Below are 20,295 nucleotides of genomic sequence, written 5' to 3'. Positions count from 1 at the left end.
TTCTGGCCCCGCAAACTGACGTGTCCCGTGGGTTTTCCATCGCTTTGCGCGGAAAACCCTGTCAGGTCTCGAAAAAGGAGGCCAGAGGAGGGCGCGTTTCCTTCGCCCGGACCGTGGTGGTTCGGGTCTGTTGTTTTGAAAGGGAATGCGATGAGCAAACGCGAATCCGCTAAGTACAAGATCGATCGCCGTCTTGGTGAAAACATCTGGGGCCGCCCGAAGTCCCCGGTCAACAAGCGCGAATACGGCCCCGGCCAGCACGGCCAGCGCCGCAAGGGCAAGCTTTCCGACTTCGGCCTGCAGCTGCGCGCCAAGCAGAAGCTGAAGGGTCACTATGGTGACGTTTCGGAAAAGCAGTTCCGCAAGACCTATGAAGAGGCCAACCGCCGCAAGGGCGACACCTCCGAGAACCTGATCGGCCTGCTCGAGTCGCGCCTGGACGCCGTCGTCTATCGCGCCAAGTTCGTCCCGACCATCTTCGCTGCACGCCAGTTCGTGAACCACGGCCACATCAATGTGAACGGCAAGCGCACCAACATCGGTTCTTATCGCTGCAAGCCGGGCGATGTCATCGAGGTGCGCGAGAAGTCGAAGCAGCTCGTCATCGTTCTGGAGTCCGTCGGCCTCGCCGAGCGTGACGTGCCGGACTACATCGAAGCCGACCACAACAAGATGGTCGCGACCTTTGCCCGCGTTCCGGGCCTGGCGGACGTTCCGTTCGCCGTCCAGATGGAACCGAACCTGGTCGTCGAATATTATTCGCGCTAATCAGTTCGCGAATTCGAATGCAAAAGGCCGCCTTCGGGCGGCCTTTTTTGTTGCGGGCATTTGTTTGGTGAAGCGAGCCTCGTTATAAGGCGCGGCATCAACTGCGGAACGCAACGCCATGAACGCACCAGCAGACCCGATCCCCGATCTCGATGGTGGTTGCCATCCACTGTTTCGCGACGTGCCGTCGTCGGTCGAATTCAACAAGCTGCGCAAGCGCCTGCTCAGGCTGTCGCGCCAGGCCATGGATGATTTCGCCATGGTGAAACCGGGCGAACGCTGGCTGGTCGCCTTGTCGGGCGGCAAGGATTCCTACGGATTGCTGGCGCTTCTGCTCGACCTGAAATGGCGCGGTCTGCTGCCGGTCGACCTCATCGCCTGCAATCTCGACCAGGGCCAGCCGAACTTTCCCAAGCACATCCTGCCGGACTACCTGACGGCCAACGGTATCGCGCACCGCATCGAGTACCAGGACACCTATTCGATCGTCACCGACAAGCTGCCCGAGAACTCGACTTACTGCTCGCTCTGTTCGCGGCTGCGGCGCGGCCATCTCTACCGTGTGGCGCGCGAGGAGGGCTGTTCGGCGCTGGTGCTGGGCCATCACCGCGAGGACATCCTCGAAACCTTCTTCATGAACCTCTTCCACGGTGGGCGCCTGGCTGCGATGCCGCCGAAGCTTCTCAACGACGAGGGCGACATGATGGTGCTGCGGCCGCTGGCCTATTGCGCCGAGGAGGATCTGGAGAAGTTCGCCAACGCGATGGCCTTTCCGATCATCCCTTGCGACCTCTGCGGCAGCCAGGAAGGACTGCAGCGCAACGCCATGAAGGCGATGCTCGACGATATCGAAAAACGCATGCCCGGCCGCAAGGACACCATGATCCGTGCCATGACCAATGTGCGGCCCTCGCATCTGCTTGACCGCAAGCTGTTCGATTTCGCTGCTTTGGCTCCTGCTTCCGGAAATACAAATGCGCTTTGACGACCGCGACATCGAATGGCTGACCGGGGTTCTGGCCGACGCGGCGGAGCGTGAGATCATGCCGCGCTTTCGCCGCCTTGGCGCAGGAGACGTGCAGCAGAAGAAATCGGCTGCCGACCTCGTCACCCAGGCGGATATCAATGCGGAGCGGGTGATCACCCAGGCCCTGGCCGAAAAATACCCGGATGCGCTGATTGTCGGTGAAGAAGCCTGCGAGGCCGACAGGGCATTGCTGGCAAAGCTCGGCGGCAGCAAGCTGGCCTTTGTCATCGATCCGGTCGACGGCACCTACAACTTCGCTTCCGGCGTACCCGTGTTCGGCGTGATCCTGGCCGTGGTCAAGGACGGCGAGACCGTTGCCGGCATCATCTATGATCCGGTCGGCAAGGATGCCCTGGTCGGCGTTCGCGGGGCAGGCAGCCACATGGTGAGCGGGCAGGGCAGAGAGCGTGTCGCTGTGGCTGAACCGGTGCCGTTCTCGTTGATGACCGGCGCGCTGGGCTGGCAGGCTTTCGATGAACCCGAGCGTTCGCTGCTTGCAAGGAACCAGGCGAAATGCCTGTCCTACATCGGCTATCGCTGCTCGGCGCATGAGTATCGCGTGCTCGCCGGCGGGCACGCGCATTTCATCGTCCAGAACGTGATGATGCCATGGGACCATCTGGCCGGTGTGCTGATACACCAGGAGGCTGGTGGCTATGCCGCGCGGTTCGACGGCAGCGCCTACCTGCCATCCCATGTTGCGGGTGGCCTGATCGTGGCGCCGGACAAGGCAAGCTGGGCCGAGATCAAGCGCGAACTCTGGGCTTAGAACGGTTCCGCTTTTGGCGGAAACACTCCAGCTCTTTTGCAGGAATTGCTCTCGTAAAAGCCGGCAGGTCCTGCTGCCGGCTTTTTATTAGTGGGAAATATCCGCACTGACCGTGTGTGGTGCATTAGGCGCTGTAAACAGCCTGCCCCGCTCAGCGATCAGCACGAAGACCAATCCCAGGATTCCCACGCCGCAGAAGCCGGCGGCCAGCGGTGTCACCGTACCGTCGAAGGCCTGGCCGATGCCTGCGCCGATCAGTCCGCCGCCCAGCGTCTGGATGAAACCCTCGGATCGATGCCGCCGTGCCGGCGATATGGCCGAGCGGTTCCATTGCGATGGCGTTGAAGTTGGAGCCGATCCAGCCGAACTGGAACATCGCCAGGGCGAACATGAGCACGAACAGCGGCAGCGGTATTGGTCCGATCAGGGACAGAACGAACCATATCGTCGAGACGATGGTGAAGCCGATCAGCGCGCCGTGCGACAGGCGACGCATGCCGAGCCGCATGACAAGGCGCGAATTCACGAACGAGGATACGGCCATCATGCCGGCGATCGCTGCGAACAGCACCGGAAACCAGTAACCGAGATGGTAGATGTCGAGATAGATCTGCGGTGCGGAGTTGATGAAGCCGAACAGCGCGGCGAACACGGACGTTGAAGCCAGTGTATAGCCGAGCGACAGCCGGTTCGACAGCACGATCCCGAAACCCTGTGCAACGGAACCGAGATCGATCTGCCGACGGTCTTCCGGATGCTGCGTTTCGGGCATCCGGATGAAGGTCCACAGAGCGATTGCCGTGGCGATCAGGGCCATCGCCATGAAGATCATGTGCCAGTTGGCAAAGATCATCACGACTTGTCCGATCGATGGCGCCACCACCGGAACCACCATGAAGACCATGAAGATCAACGACATGACTTCGGCCATGGCGCGGCCGCCGAAACGGTCGCGCACCATCGAGACCGCGATGACACGCGTCGAGGCGGCACCGATGCCCTGGATGAAACGCAGCAGCAGCAGTGTTTCGAAGCTCGGCGCGAACACCGCGCTGGCAGCGGCACAGATATAGATGATGAGACCGACCAGCAGCGGCTTGCGGCGGCCGAAGCGGTCCGACAGCGGCCCATAGAAGATCAGTGCGGCGGCTAGTCCGCCGAAATAGGCGGAGATCACATATTGCCGGTGGTTCTCGTTGGCGACGCCGAGGCTGGAACCGATCTCCTGCAGCCCGGGCAGCATGATGTCGATGGCAAGCGCGTTCAGAGCCATCAGCGCGGCGCAGATGGAGATGAATTCCCAGCGCGGAATTGCGAAGGCCGGTTGTCGGGCGTCTTGCTGGGTTTGCGTGTCCATGAGGATCCCCCAAATGCCAAAATGCCGATGCGCTATCGGGGCGCATCGGCCTTATGTCCTGAAACGGACGATTTTAGTTCAGCCGGGCAGGGGGCTGCCTGGCAAGGATCAGGTCAGGCGGCGCCTTTGACCTTGATACCCTTCTCGTCGAGGAAGGCCTGCAATTCACCGGCCTGGAACATCTCGCGGATGATGTCGCAACCGCCCACGAACTCACCCTTCACATAAAGCTGCGGGATGGTCGGCCAGTTGGAATAATCCTTGATGCCCTGGCGAAGATCGTTGGAAGTCAATACGTTGACGCCCTTGTAGTCCACGCCGATATAGTCGAGGATCTGCACGACCTGACCCGAGAAGCCGCACTGCGGGAAGCCCGGCGTGCCCTTCATGAACAGGACGACGTCGTTGCTCTTCACTTCGCTGTCGATGTAGTCGTTGATTCCGCTCATGGGCCAAAATCCTTCTGCGCCCGCGGGAGTCGGGCCTGTAACATCATCATGAGATAACCCCGACAGCGAGCTGAAACAAGATGTTTGCCGATCACCATGCTGAAATGGCGCAAGCAACAGTCGGTTGCTGTGCCAAGCAGAACGCAGTTTCAGGTCGCCGATGACCCGCCGGACGTGGCTGGTTTTGCTGGTTCTGTTGCTTGCTGGAGCCTGTCTGGTGACATGGCTTGCCGTGCGATCGCAACAGGCTGGGCCTCAACAGTCCACGACATCGGCGCCCCCGCCATCAGCTCCGATGCCGCCGCAACCTCCATCGCCGGTGCCGCAGCCTGCACAATTGCCGGCAGGGAGCGCGTTGCCGGAACCTTGCCGTGACTTCACGTTCGAAACGGTCGCTTATGTCGTGTGCGAGGTGGACTTGCGCCGATACGCGGTATCGCTTCACAGGCAGGATGCGGCAGCCAAACCGTACGGTTCCGTAGCGAAATTCACCGAAGCCATGCGCACTGCCGGTTCACCGGTGTTGCTCGCCATGAATGCCGGCATGTACCACAAGGACCTGTCGCCGGTCGGCCTGTTCGTCGAGAATGCCCACGAAGAAGCACCGCTCAACCGCGAAGACGCGGAGGGCAATTTCTTTCTCAAGCCGAACGGGGTTTTCTACATCGGTACCGATGGCAAGGCAGGTGTCCTGGAAACCGGCGCCTTCGCGGCTGCCGGACCTGCGGTGACCTATGCCACGCAATCCGGTCCGATGCTGGTGATCGACGGAGCCGTGCACCCACGCTTCGAACCGAATGGCACGTCGCGCTACATCCGCAACGGTGTCGGCGTTCGCGATCCCGATACGGTGGTGCTGGCGATCTCGCGCGGCGAAGTCAGCCTTGGCGGTTTCGCCAAGTTGTTTCGCGATGCGCTGGGCTGCCGCAATGCGCTGTTTTTTGACGGCGCGGTCTCGACGCTCTCCAGCGGAACCGACGCGGTTGTCGGTGGCTCGTTTCCCGCCGGACCGATTCTGGCGGTGACGACGCGGTAGTTCACACTCTTGCCGGCAGCTTGTTCAGCTGAGCCGTGCTGCGATCCACGGATGACACGTGAAATCCTCGAGATCGTGATAGAGGACAGCCTCCCAACCATGCTGCTGCGCGGCCGCGACAACCTTGGCGGAATCGTCGAAGAAAAGCGGGGGCTGGGCTTGCTGTCCGATCAACTGCTCGACGTTTTCATAGAAGCGGTCGCTGTTCTTGCCGACGCCGAAGCGTGCGGCGTAGAACATCTCGTCGAAATAATGCCGCAGCCCGACGTCGTTCCACAGGTGGAAGGCGCGGATGTGTTCCTGGTTGGTGGCGACGAACAGACGTGTGTCGCCGGAACGGCGCAGCTTCTTGATGAGATCGAGGAGCGGCAGGTTCAGGCTGACGTCGCGTGTCAGCCAATAGGTCAGGAAATCGAGCGAGGAACCGCGAAAGCCGATCGTCGGCAGGAACACGTCAAGCTTGTTGACGAGCGAGACCCGGCCCTCGATCACGTCGTTGAATTCCGGTCCGAAGAGAGGGGCGATATCCTCCCTGTCTACTCCCAGATCCTCCAGGAGATGCTGATCCCAGCGTCGGCGACGCGTCGGGTCAGGGTGGAAAAGGCTGTGGATCAGAACGCCGTCAACGTCGAAGAAGACGGCCCGCATCACTCCGGTACGCTGGTCTGCAGGGCAAGGGCATGCAGCACGCCGCCCATGTTGCCTTTCAGAGCGTCGTAGACCATCTGGTGCTGCTGCACGCGGTTCTTGCCGCGGAAGCTCTCGGCCACGACTTCGGCAGCGTAATGATCGCCGTCGCCTGCCAGATCGCGGATCGTCACCTTGGCGTCCGGAATGCCTTCCTTGATCAGCCGTTCGATGTCGCGGGAGTCCATAGCCATGGGACGTTCCTTCTTCTTCAGTTCCCCATGAAGCGAGGAAACCAGGATTCGTGCGCCGCTTTCAAGTCCTTGATTGATATGGCGCGCGCGGAGCCCAGTTTCAATTCGCTGCCGCCGGTGTTGCCGATCCATGGCGCGAAGATGCCGAGTGCCTTGGCCTCGTTCCACAGCGCCTGCAACTCTTCCGACTGGCCGGCGAATTTCACCGTGACAAGATAGCGACCCTGGTCTTCGCCGAAGAAGACGGGGATCGGGTTGGCGTCGCTCAGGCCGGGCACCGTCGCGCCGATGCCGGATGCCATCGCCATTTCGGCAAGCGCCACGGCAAGGCCGCCATCCGACAGGTCATGCACGGCGGTTGCCGCGCCGGCGCGGATCAGCTTGCGCACGAAATCGCCGACCTTCTTCTCATGGGCGAGGTCGACCGGCGGCGGCGGGCCGTCGCTGCGGTTGTGGATGTCACGCATGTAGATCGACTGGGCAAGATGGCTGCCCCAGCCGGCCGGGCCGCCGATGAGCAGGATGACTTCGCCTTCGCCGGCGAAGCCGACCTTGGCCATCTTCGACCAGTCATCGATCAGGCCGACGCCGCCGATGGTCGGTGTCGGCAGGATGCCTTGCCCGTTGGTTTCGTTGTAGAGCGAGACATTGCCCGACACGATCGGGAAGTCGAGCGCGCGGCAGGCATCGCCAATGCCGGTGACGGCCTTGGCGAACTGCCCCATGATCTCGGGGCGCTCCGGATTGCCGAAATTGAGGTTGTCGGTCGCAGCGAGCGGCAAGGAGCCGGTCGCAGTCAGGTTGCGCCAGCATTCGGCCACCGCCTGCTTGCCGCCCTCATACGGATCGGCCTCGCAGTAGCGCGGGGTCACATCGGAGGAGAAGGCGAGTGCCTTGGTGGCATGGCCGTCGACGCGCACGACGCCGGCATCACCGCCCGGGATCTGCAGCGAATTGCCCTGGATCAGCGTATCATACTGCTCCCACACCCAGCGGCGAGAGGAGAGGTCAGGGCCGCCGAGCATCTTCAACAATGCGTCGGCAACATCTGCCTGCGGGATGTCGTTGGCCGCCAGCGGTGCGCGCTTTGCCGGCTCAACCCAGGGCCGGTCATATTCCGGCGCCTGGTCACCCAGTTCCTTGATCGGCAGGTTGGCGACTTCCTCGCCCTGGTGCAGGACGCGGAAGCGCAGGTCGTCGGTGGTCTTGCCGACGATGGCGAAATCAAGACCCCATTTGCGGAAGATCGCTTCGGCTTCCTCTTCTTTTTCGGGGCGCAGCACCATCAGCATGCGCTCCTGGCTTTCGGAGAGCATCATTTCGTAGGCGCTCATGCGCTCTTCGCGCACTGGCACCTTGTCGAGTTCGAGTTCGATGCCGAGGTCACCCTTGGCTCCCATCTCTACGGCCGAGCAGGTGAGGCCGGCGGCACCCATATCCTGGATGGCGATGACAGCGCCGGATGCCATCAACTCCAGGCAGGCTTCCAGCAGGCACTTCTCGGTGAACGGATCGCCGACCTGCACGGTCGGGCGCTTCTCATCGATCTTGTCGTCGAATTCGGCCGAAGCCATGGTGGCGCCGCCGACGCCGTCACGACCGGTCTTGGCGCCGAGATAGACCACCGGCAGGCCGACGCCCTTGGCTTGCGACAGGAAGATGCCGTCGGCCTTGGCGAGGCCGGCAGCGAACGCGTTGACCAGGATGTTGCCGTTGTAGCGGGCGTCGAAATTCACCTCGCCGCCAACAGTCGGTACGCCGAAGGAATTGCCGTAGCCGCCGACACCGGCGACCACGCCTGCCACCAGGTGACGGGTCTTGGGGTGGTCCGGCGCGCCGAAGCGCAGCGCATTCATCGCCGCGACGGGCCGCGCACCCATGGTGAAGACGTCGCGCAGGATGCCGCCGACACCGGTGGCCGCGCCCTGATAGGGCTCGATGAAGGAGGGGTGGTTGTGGCTCTCCATCTTGAAGACCACGACATCGCCGTCGCCGATATCGACCACGCCGGCATTTTCGCCGGGGCCCTGAATGACCCGAGGGCCCTTCGTCGGCAAGGTGCGCAGCCATTTCTTGGAGGATTTGTACGAGCAGTGCTCGTTCCACATCGCCGAGAAGATACCGAGCTCGGTAAAGGTCGGTTCGCGCCCGACCAGTTCGAGGATGCGCTGGTATTCGTCAGGCTTCAGCCCGTGAGAGGCAATCAGTTCCGGCGTGATCTTCACGGTGTTGGAGATGGTCATGGTACAGCGGGCAACTCCGAGAGCGTGTTGCGGCCCCTATAGCCGAACGGGCGGCGCTGCGACACTGCCGATTTCAGAAAAATGGCCGCATGCCACAGGCAGTTTGCCAGTGATCAGGCCCTGGCTGCCTGTGCGAGGCGTTTTGCCAGCACCATCGTGCCGTGCAGGGCGGCACCGCCGGGGCCAGGCACGGCGCTCACATCAGCTGCCGTCACGTCTTCACCGCATGCAGAACAGGCGATTTTCGGGATGAGTGTGCAGCCACAGGCCTTGTGCAGGAATCGGATCGGCTGCCCTTCCCGTGGTTGCGCCCAGCGATCACCCCAGGCCGTCAGGGCAAGGATGACGGGAACCAGTTCTTCTCCGGCTTCGGTGAGTTGGTAGTCGAAACGGACAGGCCGTTTCTGGTAGGCCGTGCGTTTCAGCACGCCGCCCTCGACAAGATGCCGGAGTCGCAGCGTCAGCAGGTTGCGCGAGATGCCGAGATTGAGTGCGATGTCGTCAAAGCGCACGAGGCCGAGATAGACATCGCGGATGATGAGAGGCGACCACCAGTCGCCGATGATCTCCAGGGATCGCGCCAGGGAACAGCGCATTTCGCCAAAGCTTACCTTCTTCATCTGTCCAGGCTAGTGGGTTGCGTGATTGAACTCAAGCCGGTAGGTTCAATCATTGAACTTGGAGAGTGGCATGTACCATGCAATTGTCCGCGCAAGAATCCGCTCCCTGTTCGACAGTGTGAGCAAGGGTGACGCCGCTCCTGTTCTTGCAGGCTTCGCAGCGCGTTTCGAGCATCGTTTCCTCGGCGACGGCCACGCGCTTTCCGGTGTGCGCACGTCTTTGCCGAAGACGAAGGAATGGTATGAGCGCCTTTATAGGTTGCTGCCGGACCTGCATTTCGAGCTGGATCGGATCGCCGTCAGCGGGCCGCCATGGAATACACTGGCCATAGTCACCTGGCTGGAAACCAACAGCGGCACGGATGGCGTGCGCACCTGCAATCGCGGCATACACGCCGTGCATCTGGCATGGGGCAGGATGACGTCGTTGCATATCTGCCCTGATACGGCGGGGCTGGTTGCAACGCTGGATCGCTTGGCAGCCGCCGGCAATGCAGAAGCACATGCGGCACCGATCACGGATTGAAGTTCAACCGAAGGAATCGTAACCGGCGCGGCCTTCTTCAAGCAGCCGGCGGATGATCTCGACGCCGCGCGCGACATCGGCGCGCGGTCCTGGCGCCGAGATGCCAAACCGCACGGCATGGAAGACCTGTTCCGATCGGCCGGCCTTGAACTCGTCCTCGTCGTCGAGCAGCACGCCGTTCTCGAACGATGCCTTCTTGAACGTGCCGGAAAGCCAGGGGTCGGGCAGAGTCAGCCAGACGAAGGGGACATTGTCGCGAGCCTGGAAAGTGAAGCCAGCCAGTTTTTCGCGCACGATGGCGATGCGGGCATTGATTTCGGCAATGCTGTTGCGGCGAATTTCATGCGCCTTGCCGGAAAGCACCAGCCTCGAGCCGACTTCGGCGAGCAGGAAGGGCATGCCGCCGGTCAGCATCTTGTGTGCCACCTGGATGCGGTGCCGGTAGGCAGGCGGGCAGGACAGCCAACCGCCACGAACCCCCGCCGACACGGATTTGGACAGGCCGCTGGCGACGATCGTGCGTTCGGGAGCGAATTCGGCAAGCAGCGGTGTCTTGTCGTCGGTAAGGCCGCCATAGAGATCGTCTTCGACCAGCAGCACATTGTATTCGCGTGCGATCAGCGCGATGTCGCGGCGGCGGCCGACGTCGATCGTTGCCAGCGTGGGGTTCTGCACGGTCGGCATCAGGAACATCATCCTGGGATGCTTTTGTGCGCAGACGCGCTCGAAATCCTCGGGATCGATGCCCTCGGCGTCGGAGCCGACCAGCGCGATGCGTCGCCCGACAAGTCCTGCGCTGCGCGACACTTGTGAATAGGTGAGATGCTCGAAAGCGATATAGTCGCCAGGCGCGGTCAGCGCAGCGATAGCGGCCATCACCGCCGCATGCGTGCCGAGTGTCGGCACGATGCTGTCAGGGGCAGGGCGAAAGCCGTTGCGGGCAAGCCACAGGCTGCCGGCATCCATCCAGCGCTGTGGGAAATCACGCGTGTAGCTGGCGATCTCATAGGCGTGGTCGCGTGTAATCTGCGCCAGGAGATCAGTGATGGCACCACCCTGGCCGGTGTCGGGGGCTGCCGTACTGTCGAGGCGCAGCTTGCCAGCCGGCGCCACGGTCAGGCGCATTCCTTCCGGATGCGCGGGCAGGGGATTTGCATCGCCTTGCTGCATGTTGTCGGAGTGTCGCTTGAGCACATAGGTGCCGCGACCGACCTCACCGCTGACAAGACCGCGCTCGCGCAGCAACTGATAGGCACGACCGATCGTGCCGACTGTGGCGCCGATGTCGTAGGCGAGGTCGCGCTGAGGAGGCAATTTGGTGCCGGCACCGAGCACGCCACGGTCGATATCGGCTTCTATGCGATCGGCAAGGCGCTGATAGAGCGGGCCAGTGCCGGAGGACAGGTCGGGGAGCCAATTTGTCATGGTGACAATTTAGTATATTGTATCAATCTGAGAGTCAATACATATGCATTGCACCGCGATTGTCGCGGTAATTGTGACAATGGTGCTGTTATGGCAAGTGCAATAGAGACAATTTATCGGAGACAATCGTCTTCGGTCATCCAGATCGAGCAGCCGTCTGGCTTCTCGGGATTTTGCCGCCGTGTGACGATGATGATGACTTCGTCGCCAACCTGGCTGGGCAGGGCGCTCGAGCGCCGCCGCAGCCGCCTGGCGCTGCTGGAAATGACCGACGAACAGCTGAAGGACATCGGGGTTTCCCGCTCCGACGCCTATCGCGAAGGTATGCGCTCGTTCTTCGATTGAGCATGCGGTCCGCTTGAAGGGCATTTCGATGCAACGGAAGAAGAGATATCCCGCGCCGATACACTCCACCGAACCGGCGCGGTCGCCTCTTGCAAGGTTGTTCGAAAGGCTGACACGTTGCTGGAGCGCGCTGCCGCAACATCAGCTTACCCGCCGGGGGCTGATGGAACTCGACGATGAAAAGCTTGCCGAACTCGGCATGCCGAGACGCACGCGAGCGAAAATGAAGTCGTCCTGATCGGCCGGGAACCTGGGGGCGGTCGAACCCGGAAGAGTGGTGCGCTCTGGTGATTAAGCCTTGGCGCCGCAGTCACTGTTGCCGGTCTGCCAGCGAGCAATGTCGGAGCCGATGCGACCGGAGAGCGGCTCGCTCATCAGCGGGCCGAACACTTCGACGCGGCTGGAGGCACCCTGCGCCTGCACCACCAGAAGCGGCTTGCCGCCGTAGTGCTTGGCCGGCACAAGCAGGAAGCGCGGCGTTCCGCCGAAATTGTTGAGTTCATTGGCCATCTGGTAGGATTTGAAAGCCGGATCCTTGGACGCGATCCAGCATTTGTGCGCGGCGATCGCCACCTGCTCCATGGCGCGCAGCGATGCGCTCTTGCCGCCGCCGCTTGGCGCGGAATTGTAGGATTTCGACTGGCAGGCGACCAGCGCGAGGCCCGCCAGGGCGACGAAACCGAAACGGACGGCCATCTTTGCTGCATTCATCGTTTCGCCCCAAGTCGAGATGAGATCTGGTCGGTGTCGGAAGAAGAGATGGTTCAGGCTGCGATGCCAAGCGCGCCTTCGAAAAGCGCGCGGCCATCAACGCCGCCATGTGCCGCCTCGATCAGGTTTTCGGGATGCGGCATCAGGCCCAGCACATTGCCCTTGTCATTGATGACGCCGGCGATGTCATTGATCGAGCCGTTCGGGTTGGTGCCTTCGGCATAACGGAACACGACGCGGCCTTCGCCCTCGATGCGGGCCAGCGTCTCGGCTTCGGCGAAATAGTTGCCGTCATGATGCGCGACCGGGCAACGGATGATCTGGTTCGGCTGGTAGCCGCGGGTAAACGCCGTATTGGCGTTGGTCACCTGCAGCTTCACTTCGCGGCAGACGAATTTCAGCGAGGCATTGCGCATCAGCGCGCCCGGCAGAAGACCGGCTTCGACAAGGATCTGGAAGCCGTTGCAGACGCCCACCACCATCACGCCTTTTGCAGCCTTCTCCGCCACCGCCCGCATCACCGGCGAGCGTGCCGCGATCGCGCCGCAACGCAGATAGTCGCCGAACGAGAAGCCGCCCGGAATGGCGATCAGGTCGACATCGGGGATTTCCGTGTCGGTCTGCCAGACGGTAGCCGGCGCGGTGCCCGAAATCTTGGTCAGCGCCGCGATCATGTCGCGGTCGCGATTGAGGCCGGGGAGGAGGACGACGGCGGTTTTCATGACACTTCCTGCTCGGTCAGCTGTTTGAGGTATCGAGATGGAACATGGTTGGTCAGCCACACACCATTTTCGGAAAGAAAGAACAAGATTCCATCTTTCGCCATTGTGCCGCTATCAACGGCCAGGATCGCATCCTGACCCTTGCGGCGCGCAGCAACCACCTTTGCCGTGGCGATGTCCTTTGACAGGTGGACATGCTGGCGCGACTGGCTCTTCAAGCCTTGTTCGGAGATCGAACCCATAAAGTCCGCTTTCGTACCGTGATAAAGCGTATCAGGCGGCGTGGAAGGCGAAAGACCAAGATCGATCTCGACACTATGTCCCTGGGCGGCTCGGATGAGGTTGCCCTCGAGCACGAACCGTTTTTTCGGATTTTCTGCGACGATCCGTTCCACATCCGGCTTCTGCGCGTGGAAACGCGCCTCAAGGACCTCGCAGAGCCGATCGAAGTCCGTCCAGCCGTTCGCGTCCAGCGTCAAGCCTGCCTCTTCGGGCGCATGCCGAAGAACGAGGCTCATGAATTTCGATATCTGGACGTCCTTGGACACCCTTCAGGCGATCTCCACCGCGTAGTTCTCGATCACCGTATTCGCCAGCAGCTTGTCGCACATCGCCTTGAGCGCGGTCTCTGCCTTGGCCTTGTCGGTGCCATCGAGTTCGATGTCGAACACCTTGCCCTGGCGCACCTGGCCAACGCCGTCGAAGCCGAGGCCGCCCAGCGCATGTTCGATCGCCTTGCCCTGCGGGTCTAGCACGCCATTCTTCAGGGTTACGGTGACACGGGCCTTAATCACGCTATGCAATCCTCGTTGTGGTCGTTGATCGGCTCCGCGAAAGCTGCCTCCGGGAACCAGATGCGCCGACTTCTGAAGGAAGTTGGCGCGGCAATCGTCTCAGTGCTTGGTGTCCTTTGGACCGGTCGACGCGACCAGGACTGGTCCGGTCGGACGCTGCGGCTCGTTCTCGTTCATGATGCCGAGGCGGCGCGCCACTTCCTGGTAGGCCTCAACCAGCCCGCCCATGTCGCGACGGAAGCGGTCCTTGTCGAGCTTGTCCTGGGTGGCGACATCCCACAGGCGGCAGGAGTCGGGCGAAATCTCGTCGGCCACGACGATGCGCATCATGTCGCCCTCGAACAGGCGGCCGCATTCGATCTTGAAATCGACAAGCTGGATGCCGACGCCGAGGAAAAGGCCAGAGAGGAAGTCGTTGACGCGGATGGCAAGTGCCATGATGTCGTCGATTTCCTGCGGGCTTGCCCAGCCAAAGGCCGTGATATGTTCTTCCGACACCATCGGATCGTCCAGCGCGTCGGCCTTGTAGTAGAACTCGATGATCGAGCGCGGCAGCACGGTGCCTTCCTCGATGCCGAGCCGCTTGGACAGCGAGCCGGCGGCAACGTTGCGCACCACCACTTCCAGCGGAATGATTTCGACTTCCTTGATCAACTGCTCGCGCATGTTGAGCCGGCGGATGAAGTGGGTCGGGATACCCATGCGGTTCAGATGGTTGAAGATGTGCTCGGAAATGCGGTTGTTGAGCACGCCCTTGCCGTCGACCACTTCATGCTTCTTCTTGTTGAACGCGGTTGCGTCATCCTTGAAGAACTGGATCAGTGTTCCGGGCTCCGGTCCTTCATAAAGGATCTTGGCCTTGCCTTCATAAATGCGGCGGCGTGACTTCATCGGATTTTTTCTCTGGTTGGAAGGGCAGGTGACAACGACCGGTCCCTTTCTTTCGCGGCACATTGGCGCGTCTATGGTCTCAATCGCGGTCTCTACCGCAATCGTGGACGTCGCTCAATCGGCAAATCGGTTGAATCACCGGTTTCCGGGCCGAAATGCCGCAACGCAACAAGCGGGCGCCAGACAAGATCGCATATTGACCGCGCGCCAGCCATTTGGTTTGAGAAAACCAGACAGGCATCTATCGACCACCAACCGAATCGGTTCCACCGGAGGATTTGCGATGAGCAGCATGAAGGACCGCGAAGAGGGCTTCGAGCGCAAGTTCGTCTTTGACGAGGAACTGCGCTTCAAGGCGAACGCGCGTCGCAACAAGGCGCTGGGCCTGTGGGCGGCCGAGAAACTGGGCAAGACCGGCGCCGACGCGGACGCCTATGCCAAGGAAGTCGTGGTTTCAGACATCGAGGAAGCGGGTGACCATGATGTCTTCCGCAAGATCCGCAAGGATTTCGATGCCGCCAATATCGACCAGTCGGATCATCAGATCCGTCGCACCATGGACGAGCTCATGGCTCAGGCCATTGAGCAGATCAAGAACACCTGATCGTCCAGTGCCGGCAAGGCTGGACCAATGGACCGCCCGGTTTCGCCGGGCGGTTTTTCTTTGCCTTTTCCGTCGTTTCCGGCTGAAACTGGATTCAACTCGAGCGTTTCCGTTTTCGCGGAAACGCTCCTGCTTTATGTGTTAAGCAATTCCGGATGCAAACCGCTGCGCACTTTTGCTGGAATGGATCTTGAGAGGAAGTAGCCGATGTCCCTGAAAGCTCGTCTGGAAGCCGATGAAACGCTGTGCACCGCCTGGTCGGGCGTGCCGGATGCGTTGACCGTCGAGATCGTCGCCAGGCAGGGCTTCGACGCGGTAACGCTCGACATGCAGCATGGCGGGCACAATGAGGACAGTGTCCTGCGCTCGATCGCGCCGATACAGTCTGTCGGCAAGCCCGCGCTCGTGCGCATTCCGGTCGGCCGTTTCGACATGGCCAGCCGCGCGCTGGATTTCGGCGCCGAGGCGGTTATCGCGCCGATGGTCAATTCGGTGGCCGACGCCAGGGCTTTTGCCGCGGCCATGAAGTATCCGCCGCTTGGCGAGCGCTCCTGGGGCCCGACCTATGCCTTGCCGCGCTACGGCAAAGGCACACAGGCCGACTGGCTGAAAGAGAGCAACCAGCGCACCCTGGCTTTCGCCATGGTCGAGACACGCGCGGCGCTCGCGGCACTGGACGGCATTCTCGAAACGCCCGGTATCGACGGTATTTTTGTCGGACCGTCGGATTTCTCGATTGCCTGGAGCAATGGCGCTGTCGTGGACTCGACTCTCGAGGACATGATGGAGACGATCGCCCTGATCGCCGAGCGCAGCCGCAAGGCGGGCAAGCATGCGGCGATCTATGTCCTGGATGCCAGCCTCGGCGGCCGTCTGGTCAAGATGGGCTACAGGCTTCTTGCCATGGGCTCCGAACAGGCATTGATCGGCCTGGGCGCCAAGACGCTGCTGGCAAGCGTGAAAGCGTCGATTGGACAGTGAGTGGTGAGTGGACAAAACCACCACTCGCTACTCGCTGCTTACTACAATCGTGACAGGAAATGGGCGAAGGTCATCGAACCCTCCGGCCATGGCCCGTGGCCGGATTCTGAATTGAGATGGCCGGTTTCACCGGCGTCGATGAACAGCGAGCCCCATGCATTGGCGAGGTCTTCTGCGATTTCGAAATCACAGAACGGGTCGTTGCGGCTGGCAACTACCATCGAGGGGAACGGCAGCGGGTCGCGAGGGTAGGGGCCGAAGGTCATCAGGTGTTTCGGCTTGATCTTCGGATTGGCCACATCCGGCGGCGCCACGAAAAATCCGCCGACAATCGGCTTCTTGCACAGCGGCAGTGCCTGGATGGCGGTGGGCACGCCGAGCGAATGTGCGACGAGCACGACCGGCTTGGTCGCTTCGTTGACGGCTTCGGCGACGCGTGCCGTCCAATCTTCGCGCACGGGCTTTGACCATTCGGCTTGTTCGACGCGGCGTGCTGTCGACAGTTTTGCCTCCCAGCGGCTCTGCCAGTGGTCAGGCCCCGAATTGGTGTAGCCGGGTACGATGAGGATGTCGGCGTCCTTGACTTTCATGGCCCCGATGTAGCGAGCGCCGTCGCCGGGCGCAATGGTGTGGCATCGTCGTCGTCATGTGAACGACGTGTTCGATTTTTGCTGTCTTGTGTGAACGATGGAAATCTTCCATTTGCTGGGTGACACAATCACCGCCGCGTGCCTTCGGAGATAGGACTTTGCGACTGACGCGACGTACAATGATGGGTGCAACCGGTGCGTTGGCTCTCGGAGCCATGACGGGTGCGACCCGCTCGGAGACCAGGATGAGCACTTTACCCTTTGCCGCCACCACACCGGTCAGCGTTGCTCGTGTCGGTTTGAAAGCTCGCGACGCCGACAAGCTTGCCGCGTATTATGGCGCGGTCGTCGGTCTGCAGGAACTTGCCCGCGATGGCGAGACGATTACGCTCGGCGCGGCCAATCGCCCGCTTCTCGTGCTGGAGCGTGACACTGCTGCCAAGCCGGATGATCCGCGCAGCGCCGGTCTGTTCCACACGGCTTTTCTTCTGCCCAGCCGTGCCGATCTCGGTCGCTGGATCAACCACGCCATCGAAAACAAGATCGCGGTCGAGGGCGCTTCGGATCATCTGGTCTCCGAAGCCGCTTATCTCACCGATCCCGAAGGCAATGGCATCGAGATCTACGCCGATCGTCCGCGCGACACCTGGAAGTGGAATGGCCCGACCGTCGAAATGGCGACGGTCCGCATGGATATCCCCGGTGTGATCGGTTCCGTGCCCGCCGGTGACGCCGGCTGGAAAGGCGCCCCGGAAAACACGGTGGTCGGCCACGTTCATCTGCGGGTCGGCGACCCAAACCAGGCCGAGGCCTGGTGGAATACCGAATTCGGCTTCGACACGGTCACCAAATACGGTACGCAGGCAGTGTTCCTGTCGTCTGGCGGCTATCACCACCATATCGGCGCCAACACCTGGCAGAGCGCGGGCGCTGGCAAGCGCGACGCTGGCCGTTCGGGTCTGTCATGGGTCGAGATGCGCTCGTCGCAGGCTTCGGCATCGTCAACCTATATCGATCCTTGGGGGACCGAAATCCGTGCGGTGCCTGGACAGCCCGGCTGAGTGGCGTTGGCCGAGCCATCTGGTGATCCAGAAGCAATCCTGACACCGTCGAGCTCTCAGCGATGCTAGATATCTGCAGCCGAGTCCGCGTCGAGCGGGCTCGGCTGTTGGCATTTCGCAAGAAGGCACGCTCATGCTCAAAGTCATCGCCGAGGACTTCATAAGGCCAGAAGCCATCGACACGGTGAGACCGCTCTACGCTGAACTTGTCGAGAAGACGCGGCAGGAGCCGCTTTGCATCTCCTATGAGCTTTTTGTCGACCAGAAGGATCCAGGGCATTTCGTCTTCGTCGAGAAATGGCCGGATCGCGCCGCGCTGGACACCCATTGCCGGACCGAACATTTCCGCCGGCTGGTGCCGCTGATCAATGCGCACAAGGCGAAGGATGGAACGGTCGTCCTGATGGACCCGTTCGCTGCCTGAACGCGTCAGGTGCCGATGGCGTCGGCGGCAAAGCCTGTCGAGAGTCCGTGCACCCAATTAGCAAAACCGCTGGCTTCCGCGCGGTGGGCGGCCTCTGCCCAGTCATAGCCTATGGCGCGCAGGTCGAACGACCATCTGCCGTCCTGGCGCGTGGCGATCGCATAGCGTGCGTGCGGGCTGCCCGTCACGGTAAGACCAGGAAACGCCTGCACCCCAACGCTGCCTGGATTGAGAACGATCTGGCGTTCGGAGACCTGGACGACGCGGGGCGTATGCGAGTGGCCGCACAGCACGAGCCCCGCGGTGACGTTGCCGAGCTTGCGCCGAACCGCGCCCTCGGTTGACGGGAAGAAGTGGTTGCCGCCGTCTTCCTCCAGCAGGAAGATCTCGTCGCTCGACGGGCTGCCGTGGCAAAGGAAGATCTCCGGCTCCAGGCTCATCGTGGCGGGCAACGCCGCGATCCATTCCTTCGAGGCCCTGGAAAGATGCCGGTGGGAGAAGGCGTCGGACTCGCCGAGCTCGGCGATCGGCGTCTCGGCAAGCTCCCGATCATGATTGCCACGCACGGTCGGCCAGCCGTGCGCGGCAAGATACTGCGCGGTTTCTTCCGGCCAGAGCGGGCCCGACAGGCAGTCGCCCAGATTGACGATCAGGTCGGGTGCTGCCGCCTTGATCTCGCGATGCACCGTCTCCAGTGCGCGCAGATTGCCATGGATGTCGGAAATGACCGCCAGCCGCATGAGAGCTTATCCGAACACCCGCTTGAAGATCGTGTCGACATGCTTGGTATGGTAGCCGAGATCGAACTTCTCGCGGATCTCGGCTTCCGAGAGCGCTGCGGTCACTTCCTTGTCGCCAAGCAGTTCCTCAAGGAAATCAGCGCCCTGTTCCCAGACCTTCATGGCGTTGCGCTGAACGAGCCTGTAGGCATCCTCGCGGGAAACGCCGGCCTGCGTCAGGGCCAGCAGCACGCGCTGCGAGTGGACCAGGCCGCGGAACTTGTTGAGGTTCCTGTCCATGTTTTCGGGATAGACAAGCAGCTTGTCGATAACGCCGGTAAGGCGCGCCAGGGCAAAGTCGAGCGTAATGGTCGCATCCGGCCCGATCATGCGCTCGACCGAAGAGTGCGAGATGTCGCGCTCGTGCCAGAGTGCCACATTTTCCATCGCCGGCAGCGCCATGCCGCGCACCAGCCGGGCGAGACCGGTGAGGTTCTCGGTCAGCACGGGATTACGCTTGTGCGGCATCGCCGACGAACCCTTCTGGCCGGGCGAGAAGTACTCCTCCGCTTCCAGCACTTCGGTGCGCTGCAGGTGGCGGATCTCGGTCGCGAGCCGTTCCACCGACGAGGCGATGACACCGAGCGTCGCGAAGAACATGGCATGACGGTCGCGCGGAATAACCTGCGTCGACACCGGCTCCGGCTTCAGGCCAAGCTTCTTGGCGACATGTTCTTCGACATAAGGCTCGATGTTGGCGAAAGTGCCGACAGCGCCGGAAATCGCACAGGTGGCGATATCTTCGCGCGCATGGACGAGGCGTTCGCGGCAACGGCTGAATTCAGCATAGGCTTGCGCCAGCTTGACGCCGAATGTGGTCGGCTCGGCATGGATGCCATGGCTGCGGCCGATGGTGACGGTGTCCTTGTGTTCGAAGGCGCGTCGCTTCAGCGCCGCCAGCAAGGCGTCGATGTCGGCGAGCAGAATGTCGCTGGCCCGGGTGAGCTGCACAGCGAGGCAGGTGTCGAGCACGTCGGAGGAGGTCATACCCTGGTGGATGAAGCGCGAATCCGGACCGACGAATTCGGCAAGATGCGTCAGGAAAGCGATGACGTCATGCTTGGTGACGCGTTCGATCTCATCGATCTTGTCGACATCGAACTTGGCGGCGCCGCCTTTTTCCCAGATGGTCCTCGCCGCTTCTTTCGGAATGACGCCCAGCTCGGCCAATGCGTCGCAGGCATACGCCTCGATTTCGAACCAGATGCGGAAGCGTGTTTCCGGTGACCAGATGGCGACCATTTCCGGCCGGGAGTAGCGTGGGATCATCGGTCCGTCCTGATGTCTCGGGA

The 20,295-nt window shown here is 61.7% G+C and carries 24 protein-coding genes and 1 pseudogene; 10 read left to right on the top strand and 15 right to left on the bottom strand.

What is annotated here, in order from left to right:
- Positions 1-150: 150 nt before the first annotated feature.
- The 3 genes from rpsD (at position 151) to ACFJIU_RS14625 (ending at position 2,564) form a co-directional block, all read left to right on the top strand.
- A complete protein-coding gene (gene rpsD, locus ACFJIU_RS14635; protein WP_054314024.1) occupies positions 151-768 on the top strand; it encodes a 30S ribosomal protein S4 in 618 nt (205 codons plus the stop codon).
- Positions 769-886: 118 nt separating this feature from the next.
- Positions 887-1,753 carry a tRNA 2-thiocytidine(32) synthetase TtcA gene (gene ttcA, locus ACFJIU_RS14630; protein ID WP_379072641.1) on the top strand — a complete coding sequence of 289 codons (867 nt, stop codon included), beginning with the start codon at positions 887-889 and terminating at the stop codon, positions 1,751-1,753.
- Positions 1,743-2,564, top strand: coding sequence for an inositol monophosphatase family protein (locus ACFJIU_RS14625; protein WP_379072639.1), 822 nt, complete (start codon positions 1,743-1,745; stop codon positions 2,562-2,564). The genes ttcA and ACFJIU_RS14625 overlap by 11 nt, the downstream gene beginning before the upstream one ends.
- 87 nt (positions 2,565-2,651) lie before the next feature.
- Here the strand turns inward: ACFJIU_RS14625 and ACFJIU_RS14620 are convergent.
- Positions 2,652-3,921, bottom strand: a pseudogene (locus ACFJIU_RS14620) (multidrug effflux MFS transporter).
- A 113-nt stretch (positions 3,922-4,034) separates the two neighbouring features.
- A complete protein-coding gene (gene grxD, locus ACFJIU_RS14615) occupies positions 4,035-4,370 on the bottom strand; it encodes a Grx4 family monothiol glutaredoxin (RefSeq protein WP_129415847.1) in 336 nt (111 codons plus the stop codon).
- Between the two features lie 412 nt (positions 4,371-4,782).
- On the opposite strand from grxD, the gene ACFJIU_RS14610 reads away from it, so the two are divergent.
- The gene (locus ACFJIU_RS14610) at positions 4,783-5,406 is read left to right on the top strand and encodes a phosphodiester glycosidase family protein (protein WP_379073102.1); all 624 of its coding nucleotides are present in this window, start codon (positions 4,783-4,785) and stop codon (positions 5,404-5,406) included.
- A gap of 24 nt (positions 5,407-5,430) precedes the next feature.
- Here ACFJIU_RS14610 and ACFJIU_RS14605 read toward each other — a convergent pair whose 3' ends face one another.
- From ACFJIU_RS14605 to ACFJIU_RS14590, 4 genes are all read right to left on the bottom strand, one after another.
- Entirely contained in the window at positions 5,431-6,054 is a 624-nt protein-coding gene (locus ACFJIU_RS14605; protein WP_379072637.1) for an HAD-IA family hydrolase, read from the bottom strand.
- A complete protein-coding gene (locus ACFJIU_RS14600) occupies positions 6,054-6,287 on the bottom strand; it encodes a BolA/IbaG family iron-sulfur metabolism protein (RefSeq protein ID WP_054314029.1) in 234 nt (77 codons plus the stop codon). The genes ACFJIU_RS14605 and ACFJIU_RS14600 overlap by 1 nt, the downstream gene beginning before the upstream one ends.
- Before the next feature lie 17 nt (positions 6,288-6,304).
- Positions 6,305-8,530, bottom strand: coding sequence for a phosphoribosylformylglycinamidine synthase subunit PurL (purL, locus tag ACFJIU_RS14595; RefSeq protein ID WP_379072635.1), 2,226 nt, complete (start codon positions 8,528-8,530; stop codon positions 6,305-6,307).
- A 113-nt stretch (positions 8,531-8,643) separates the two neighbouring features.
- Positions 8,644-9,150, bottom strand: coding sequence for a winged helix-turn-helix transcriptional regulator (locus tag ACFJIU_RS14590; protein WP_379072634.1), 507 nt, complete (start codon positions 9,148-9,150; stop codon positions 8,644-8,646).
- Positions 9,151-9,220: 70 nt separating this feature from the next.
- Here ACFJIU_RS14590 and ACFJIU_RS14585 point away from each other — a divergent pair, with 70 nt between their 5' ends.
- Positions 9,221-9,676 (top strand): nuclear transport factor 2 family protein, encoded by a 456-nt coding sequence (locus tag ACFJIU_RS14585; protein WP_379072632.1) that lies wholly within the window; start codon positions 9,221-9,223, stop codon positions 9,674-9,676.
- Between the two features lie 3 nt (positions 9,677-9,679).
- On the opposite strand, the gene ACFJIU_RS14580 is transcribed toward ACFJIU_RS14585, so the two are convergent.
- Complete coding sequence (locus ACFJIU_RS14580) at positions 9,680-11,101, bottom strand: PLP-dependent aminotransferase family protein (protein ID WP_379072631.1); 1,422 nt, start codon at positions 11,099-11,101, stop codon at positions 9,680-9,682.
- Between the two features lie 90 nt (positions 11,102-11,191).
- On the opposite strand from ACFJIU_RS14580, the gene ACFJIU_RS14575 reads away from it, so the two are divergent.
- Entirely contained in the window at positions 11,192-11,446 is a 255-nt protein-coding gene (locus ACFJIU_RS14575) for a DUF1127 domain-containing protein (RefSeq protein ID WP_379072629.1), read from the top strand.
- A gap of 291 nt (positions 11,447-11,737) precedes the next feature.
- Here ACFJIU_RS14575 and ACFJIU_RS14570 read toward each other — a convergent pair whose 3' ends face one another.
- The 5 genes from ACFJIU_RS14570 to purC all read right to left on the bottom strand — a co-directional run bounded on the left by ACFJIU_RS14570 (position 11,738) and on the right by purC (position 14,564).
- Complete coding sequence (locus ACFJIU_RS14570) at positions 11,738-12,157, bottom strand: hypothetical protein (RefSeq protein WP_379072627.1); 420 nt, start codon at positions 12,155-12,157, stop codon at positions 11,738-11,740.
- Positions 12,158-12,210: 53 nt separating this feature from the next.
- Positions 12,211-12,879, bottom strand: coding sequence for a phosphoribosylformylglycinamidine synthase subunit PurQ (purQ, locus tag ACFJIU_RS14565; protein WP_379072625.1), 669 nt, complete (start codon positions 12,877-12,879; stop codon positions 12,211-12,213).
- Positions 12,876-13,397: an RNA 2'-phosphotransferase gene (locus tag ACFJIU_RS14560; RefSeq protein ID WP_379073101.1), complete on the bottom strand. Its 522-nt coding sequence runs from the start codon at positions 13,395-13,397 to the stop codon at positions 12,876-12,878. Before ACFJIU_RS14560 ends, purQ begins: the two co-directional genes overlap by 4 nt.
- A gap of 33 nt (positions 13,398-13,430) precedes the next feature.
- Positions 13,431-13,673, bottom strand: coding sequence for a phosphoribosylformylglycinamidine synthase subunit PurS (gene purS, locus ACFJIU_RS14555; protein WP_379072623.1), 243 nt, complete (start codon positions 13,671-13,673; stop codon positions 13,431-13,433).
- Positions 13,674-13,772: 99 nt separating this feature from the next.
- Positions 13,773-14,564, bottom strand: coding sequence for a phosphoribosylaminoimidazolesuccinocarboxamide synthase (gene purC / locus ACFJIU_RS14550; protein WP_379072621.1), 792 nt, complete (start codon positions 14,562-14,564; stop codon positions 13,773-13,775).
- Positions 14,565-14,847: 283 nt separating this feature from the next.
- Between purC and ACFJIU_RS14545 the strand changes: the two genes are divergently transcribed.
- Positions 14,848-15,168 carry a DUF1476 domain-containing protein gene (locus ACFJIU_RS14545; protein ID WP_054314038.1) on the top strand — a complete coding sequence of 107 codons (321 nt, stop codon included), beginning with the start codon at positions 14,848-14,850 and terminating at the stop codon, positions 15,166-15,168.
- A 207-nt stretch (positions 15,169-15,375) separates the two neighbouring features.
- Entirely contained in the window at positions 15,376-16,149 is a 774-nt protein-coding gene (locus ACFJIU_RS14540; RefSeq protein ID WP_379072619.1) for an HpcH/HpaI aldolase/citrate lyase family protein, read from the top strand.
- A 41-nt stretch (positions 16,150-16,190) separates the two neighbouring features.
- On the opposite strand, the gene ACFJIU_RS14535 is transcribed toward ACFJIU_RS14540, so the two are convergent.
- Positions 16,191-16,739, bottom strand: a complete 549-nt coding sequence (locus ACFJIU_RS14535; protein WP_379072617.1) for an RBBP9/YdeN family alpha/beta hydrolase — start codon at positions 16,737-16,739, stop codon at positions 16,191-16,193.
- A 158-nt stretch (positions 16,740-16,897) separates the two neighbouring features.
- Between ACFJIU_RS14535 and ACFJIU_RS14530 the strand changes: the two genes are divergently transcribed.
- Positions 16,898-17,800 carry a VOC family protein gene (locus ACFJIU_RS14530; protein WP_379072615.1) on the top strand — a complete coding sequence of 301 codons (903 nt, stop codon included), beginning with the start codon at positions 16,898-16,900 and terminating at the stop codon, positions 17,798-17,800.
- A 133-nt stretch (positions 17,801-17,933) separates the two neighbouring features.
- On the top strand, positions 17,934-18,224 hold the full coding sequence (locus ACFJIU_RS14525) for a putative quinol monooxygenase (RefSeq protein WP_379072613.1): 291 nt from the start codon (positions 17,934-17,936) through the stop codon (positions 18,222-18,224).
- Between the two features lie 5 nt (positions 18,225-18,229).
- Here the strand turns inward: ACFJIU_RS14525 and ACFJIU_RS14520 are convergent, their stop codons facing one another.
- Together ACFJIU_RS14520 and purB are read right to left on the bottom strand one after the other, a co-directional pair.
- Positions 18,230-18,964, bottom strand: a complete 735-nt coding sequence (locus tag ACFJIU_RS14520; RefSeq protein ID WP_379072612.1) for a metallophosphoesterase family protein — start codon at positions 18,962-18,964, stop codon at positions 18,230-18,232.
- A gap of 6 nt (positions 18,965-18,970) precedes the next feature.
- Positions 18,971-20,272: an adenylosuccinate lyase gene (gene purB, locus ACFJIU_RS14515; protein ID WP_379072610.1), complete on the bottom strand. Its 1,302-nt coding sequence runs from the start codon at positions 20,270-20,272 to the stop codon at positions 18,971-18,973.
- Positions 20,273-20,295 lie beyond the last annotated feature (23 nt).

The organism is Mesorhizobium sp. UC74_2 (genome assembly GCF_042701485.1).
Classification (GTDB): Bacteria; Pseudomonadota; Alphaproteobacteria; order Rhizobiales; family Rhizobiaceae; genus Mesorhizobium.
Note: the sequence above shows the minus strand (reverse complement) of the source record. Positions and strands in the feature narration are given on the sequence as shown.

Bases quoted from the DNA above. Each gene is read 5' to 3' on its own strand.
- ACFJIU_RS14570 (WP_379072627.1), bottom strand. From the start codon at position 12,157: ATGAATGCAGCAAAGATGGCCGTCCGTTTCGGTTTCGTCGCCCTGGCG.
- ACFJIU_RS14575 (WP_379072629.1), top strand. From the start codon at position 11,192: ATGGCAAGTGCAATAGAGACAATTTATCGGAGACAATCGTCTTCGGTC.
- ACFJIU_RS14525 (WP_379072613.1), top strand. From the start codon at position 17,934: ATGCTCAAAGTCATCGCCGAGGACTTCATAAGGCCAGAAGCCATCGAC.
- purQ (WP_379072625.1), bottom strand. From the start codon at position 12,879: ATGAAAACCGCCGTCGTCCTCCTCCCCGGCCTCAATCGCGACCGCGAC.
- ACFJIU_RS14580 (WP_379072631.1), bottom strand. From the start codon at position 11,101: ATGACAAATTGGCTCCCCGACCTGTCCTCCGGCACTGGCCCGCTCTAT.
- ACFJIU_RS14520 (WP_379072612.1), bottom strand. From the start codon at position 18,964: ATGCGGCTGGCGGTCATTTCCGACATCCATGGCAATCTGCGCGCACTG.
- ttcA (WP_379072641.1), top strand. From the start codon at position 887: ATGAACGCACCAGCAGACCCGATCCCCGATCTCGATGGTGGTTGCCAT.
- ACFJIU_RS14560 (WP_379073101.1), bottom strand. From the start codon at position 13,397: ATGAGCCTCGTTCTTCGGCATGCGCCCGAAGAGGCAGGCTTGACGCTG.
- ACFJIU_RS14585 (WP_379072632.1), top strand. From the start codon at position 9,221: ATGTACCATGCAATTGTCCGCGCAAGAATCCGCTCCCTGTTCGACAGT.
- ACFJIU_RS14590 (WP_379072634.1), bottom strand. From the start codon at position 9,150: ATGAAGAAGGTAAGCTTTGGCGAAATGCGCTGTTCCCTGGCGCGATCC.
- ACFJIU_RS14535 (WP_379072617.1), bottom strand. From the start codon at position 16,739: ATGAAAGTCAAGGACGCCGACATCCTCATCGTACCCGGCTACACCAAT.
- grxD (WP_129415847.1), bottom strand. From the start codon at position 4,370: ATGAGCGGAATCAACGACTACATCGACAGCGAAGTGAAGAGCAACGAC.
- ACFJIU_RS14605 (WP_379072637.1), bottom strand. From the start codon at position 6,054: ATGCGGGCCGTCTTCTTCGACGTTGACGGCGTTCTGATCCACAGCCTT.
- ACFJIU_RS14540 (WP_379072619.1), top strand. From the start codon at position 15,376: ATGTCCCTGAAAGCTCGTCTGGAAGCCGATGAAACGCTGTGCACCGCC.
- purC (WP_379072621.1), bottom strand. From the start codon at position 14,564: ATGAAGTCACGCCGCCGCATTTATGAAGGCAAGGCCAAGATCCTTTAT.
- rpsD (WP_054314024.1), top strand. From the start codon at position 151: ATGAGCAAACGCGAATCCGCTAAGTACAAGATCGATCGCCGTCTTGGT.
- ACFJIU_RS14625 (WP_379072639.1), top strand. From the start codon at position 1,743: ATGCGCTTTGACGACCGCGACATCGAATGGCTGACCGGGGTTCTGGCC.
- purB (WP_379072610.1), bottom strand. From the start codon at position 20,272: ATGATCCCACGCTACTCCCGGCCGGAAATGGTCGCCATCTGGTCACCG.
- purL (WP_379072635.1), bottom strand. From the start codon at position 8,530: ATGACCATCTCCAACACCGTGAAGATCACGCCGGAACTGATTGCCTCT.
- ACFJIU_RS14545 (WP_054314038.1), top strand. From the start codon at position 14,848: ATGAGCAGCATGAAGGACCGCGAAGAGGGCTTCGAGCGCAAGTTCGTC.
- ACFJIU_RS14600 (WP_054314029.1), bottom strand. From the start codon at position 6,287: ATGGCTATGGACTCCCGCGACATCGAACGGCTGATCAAGGAAGGCATT.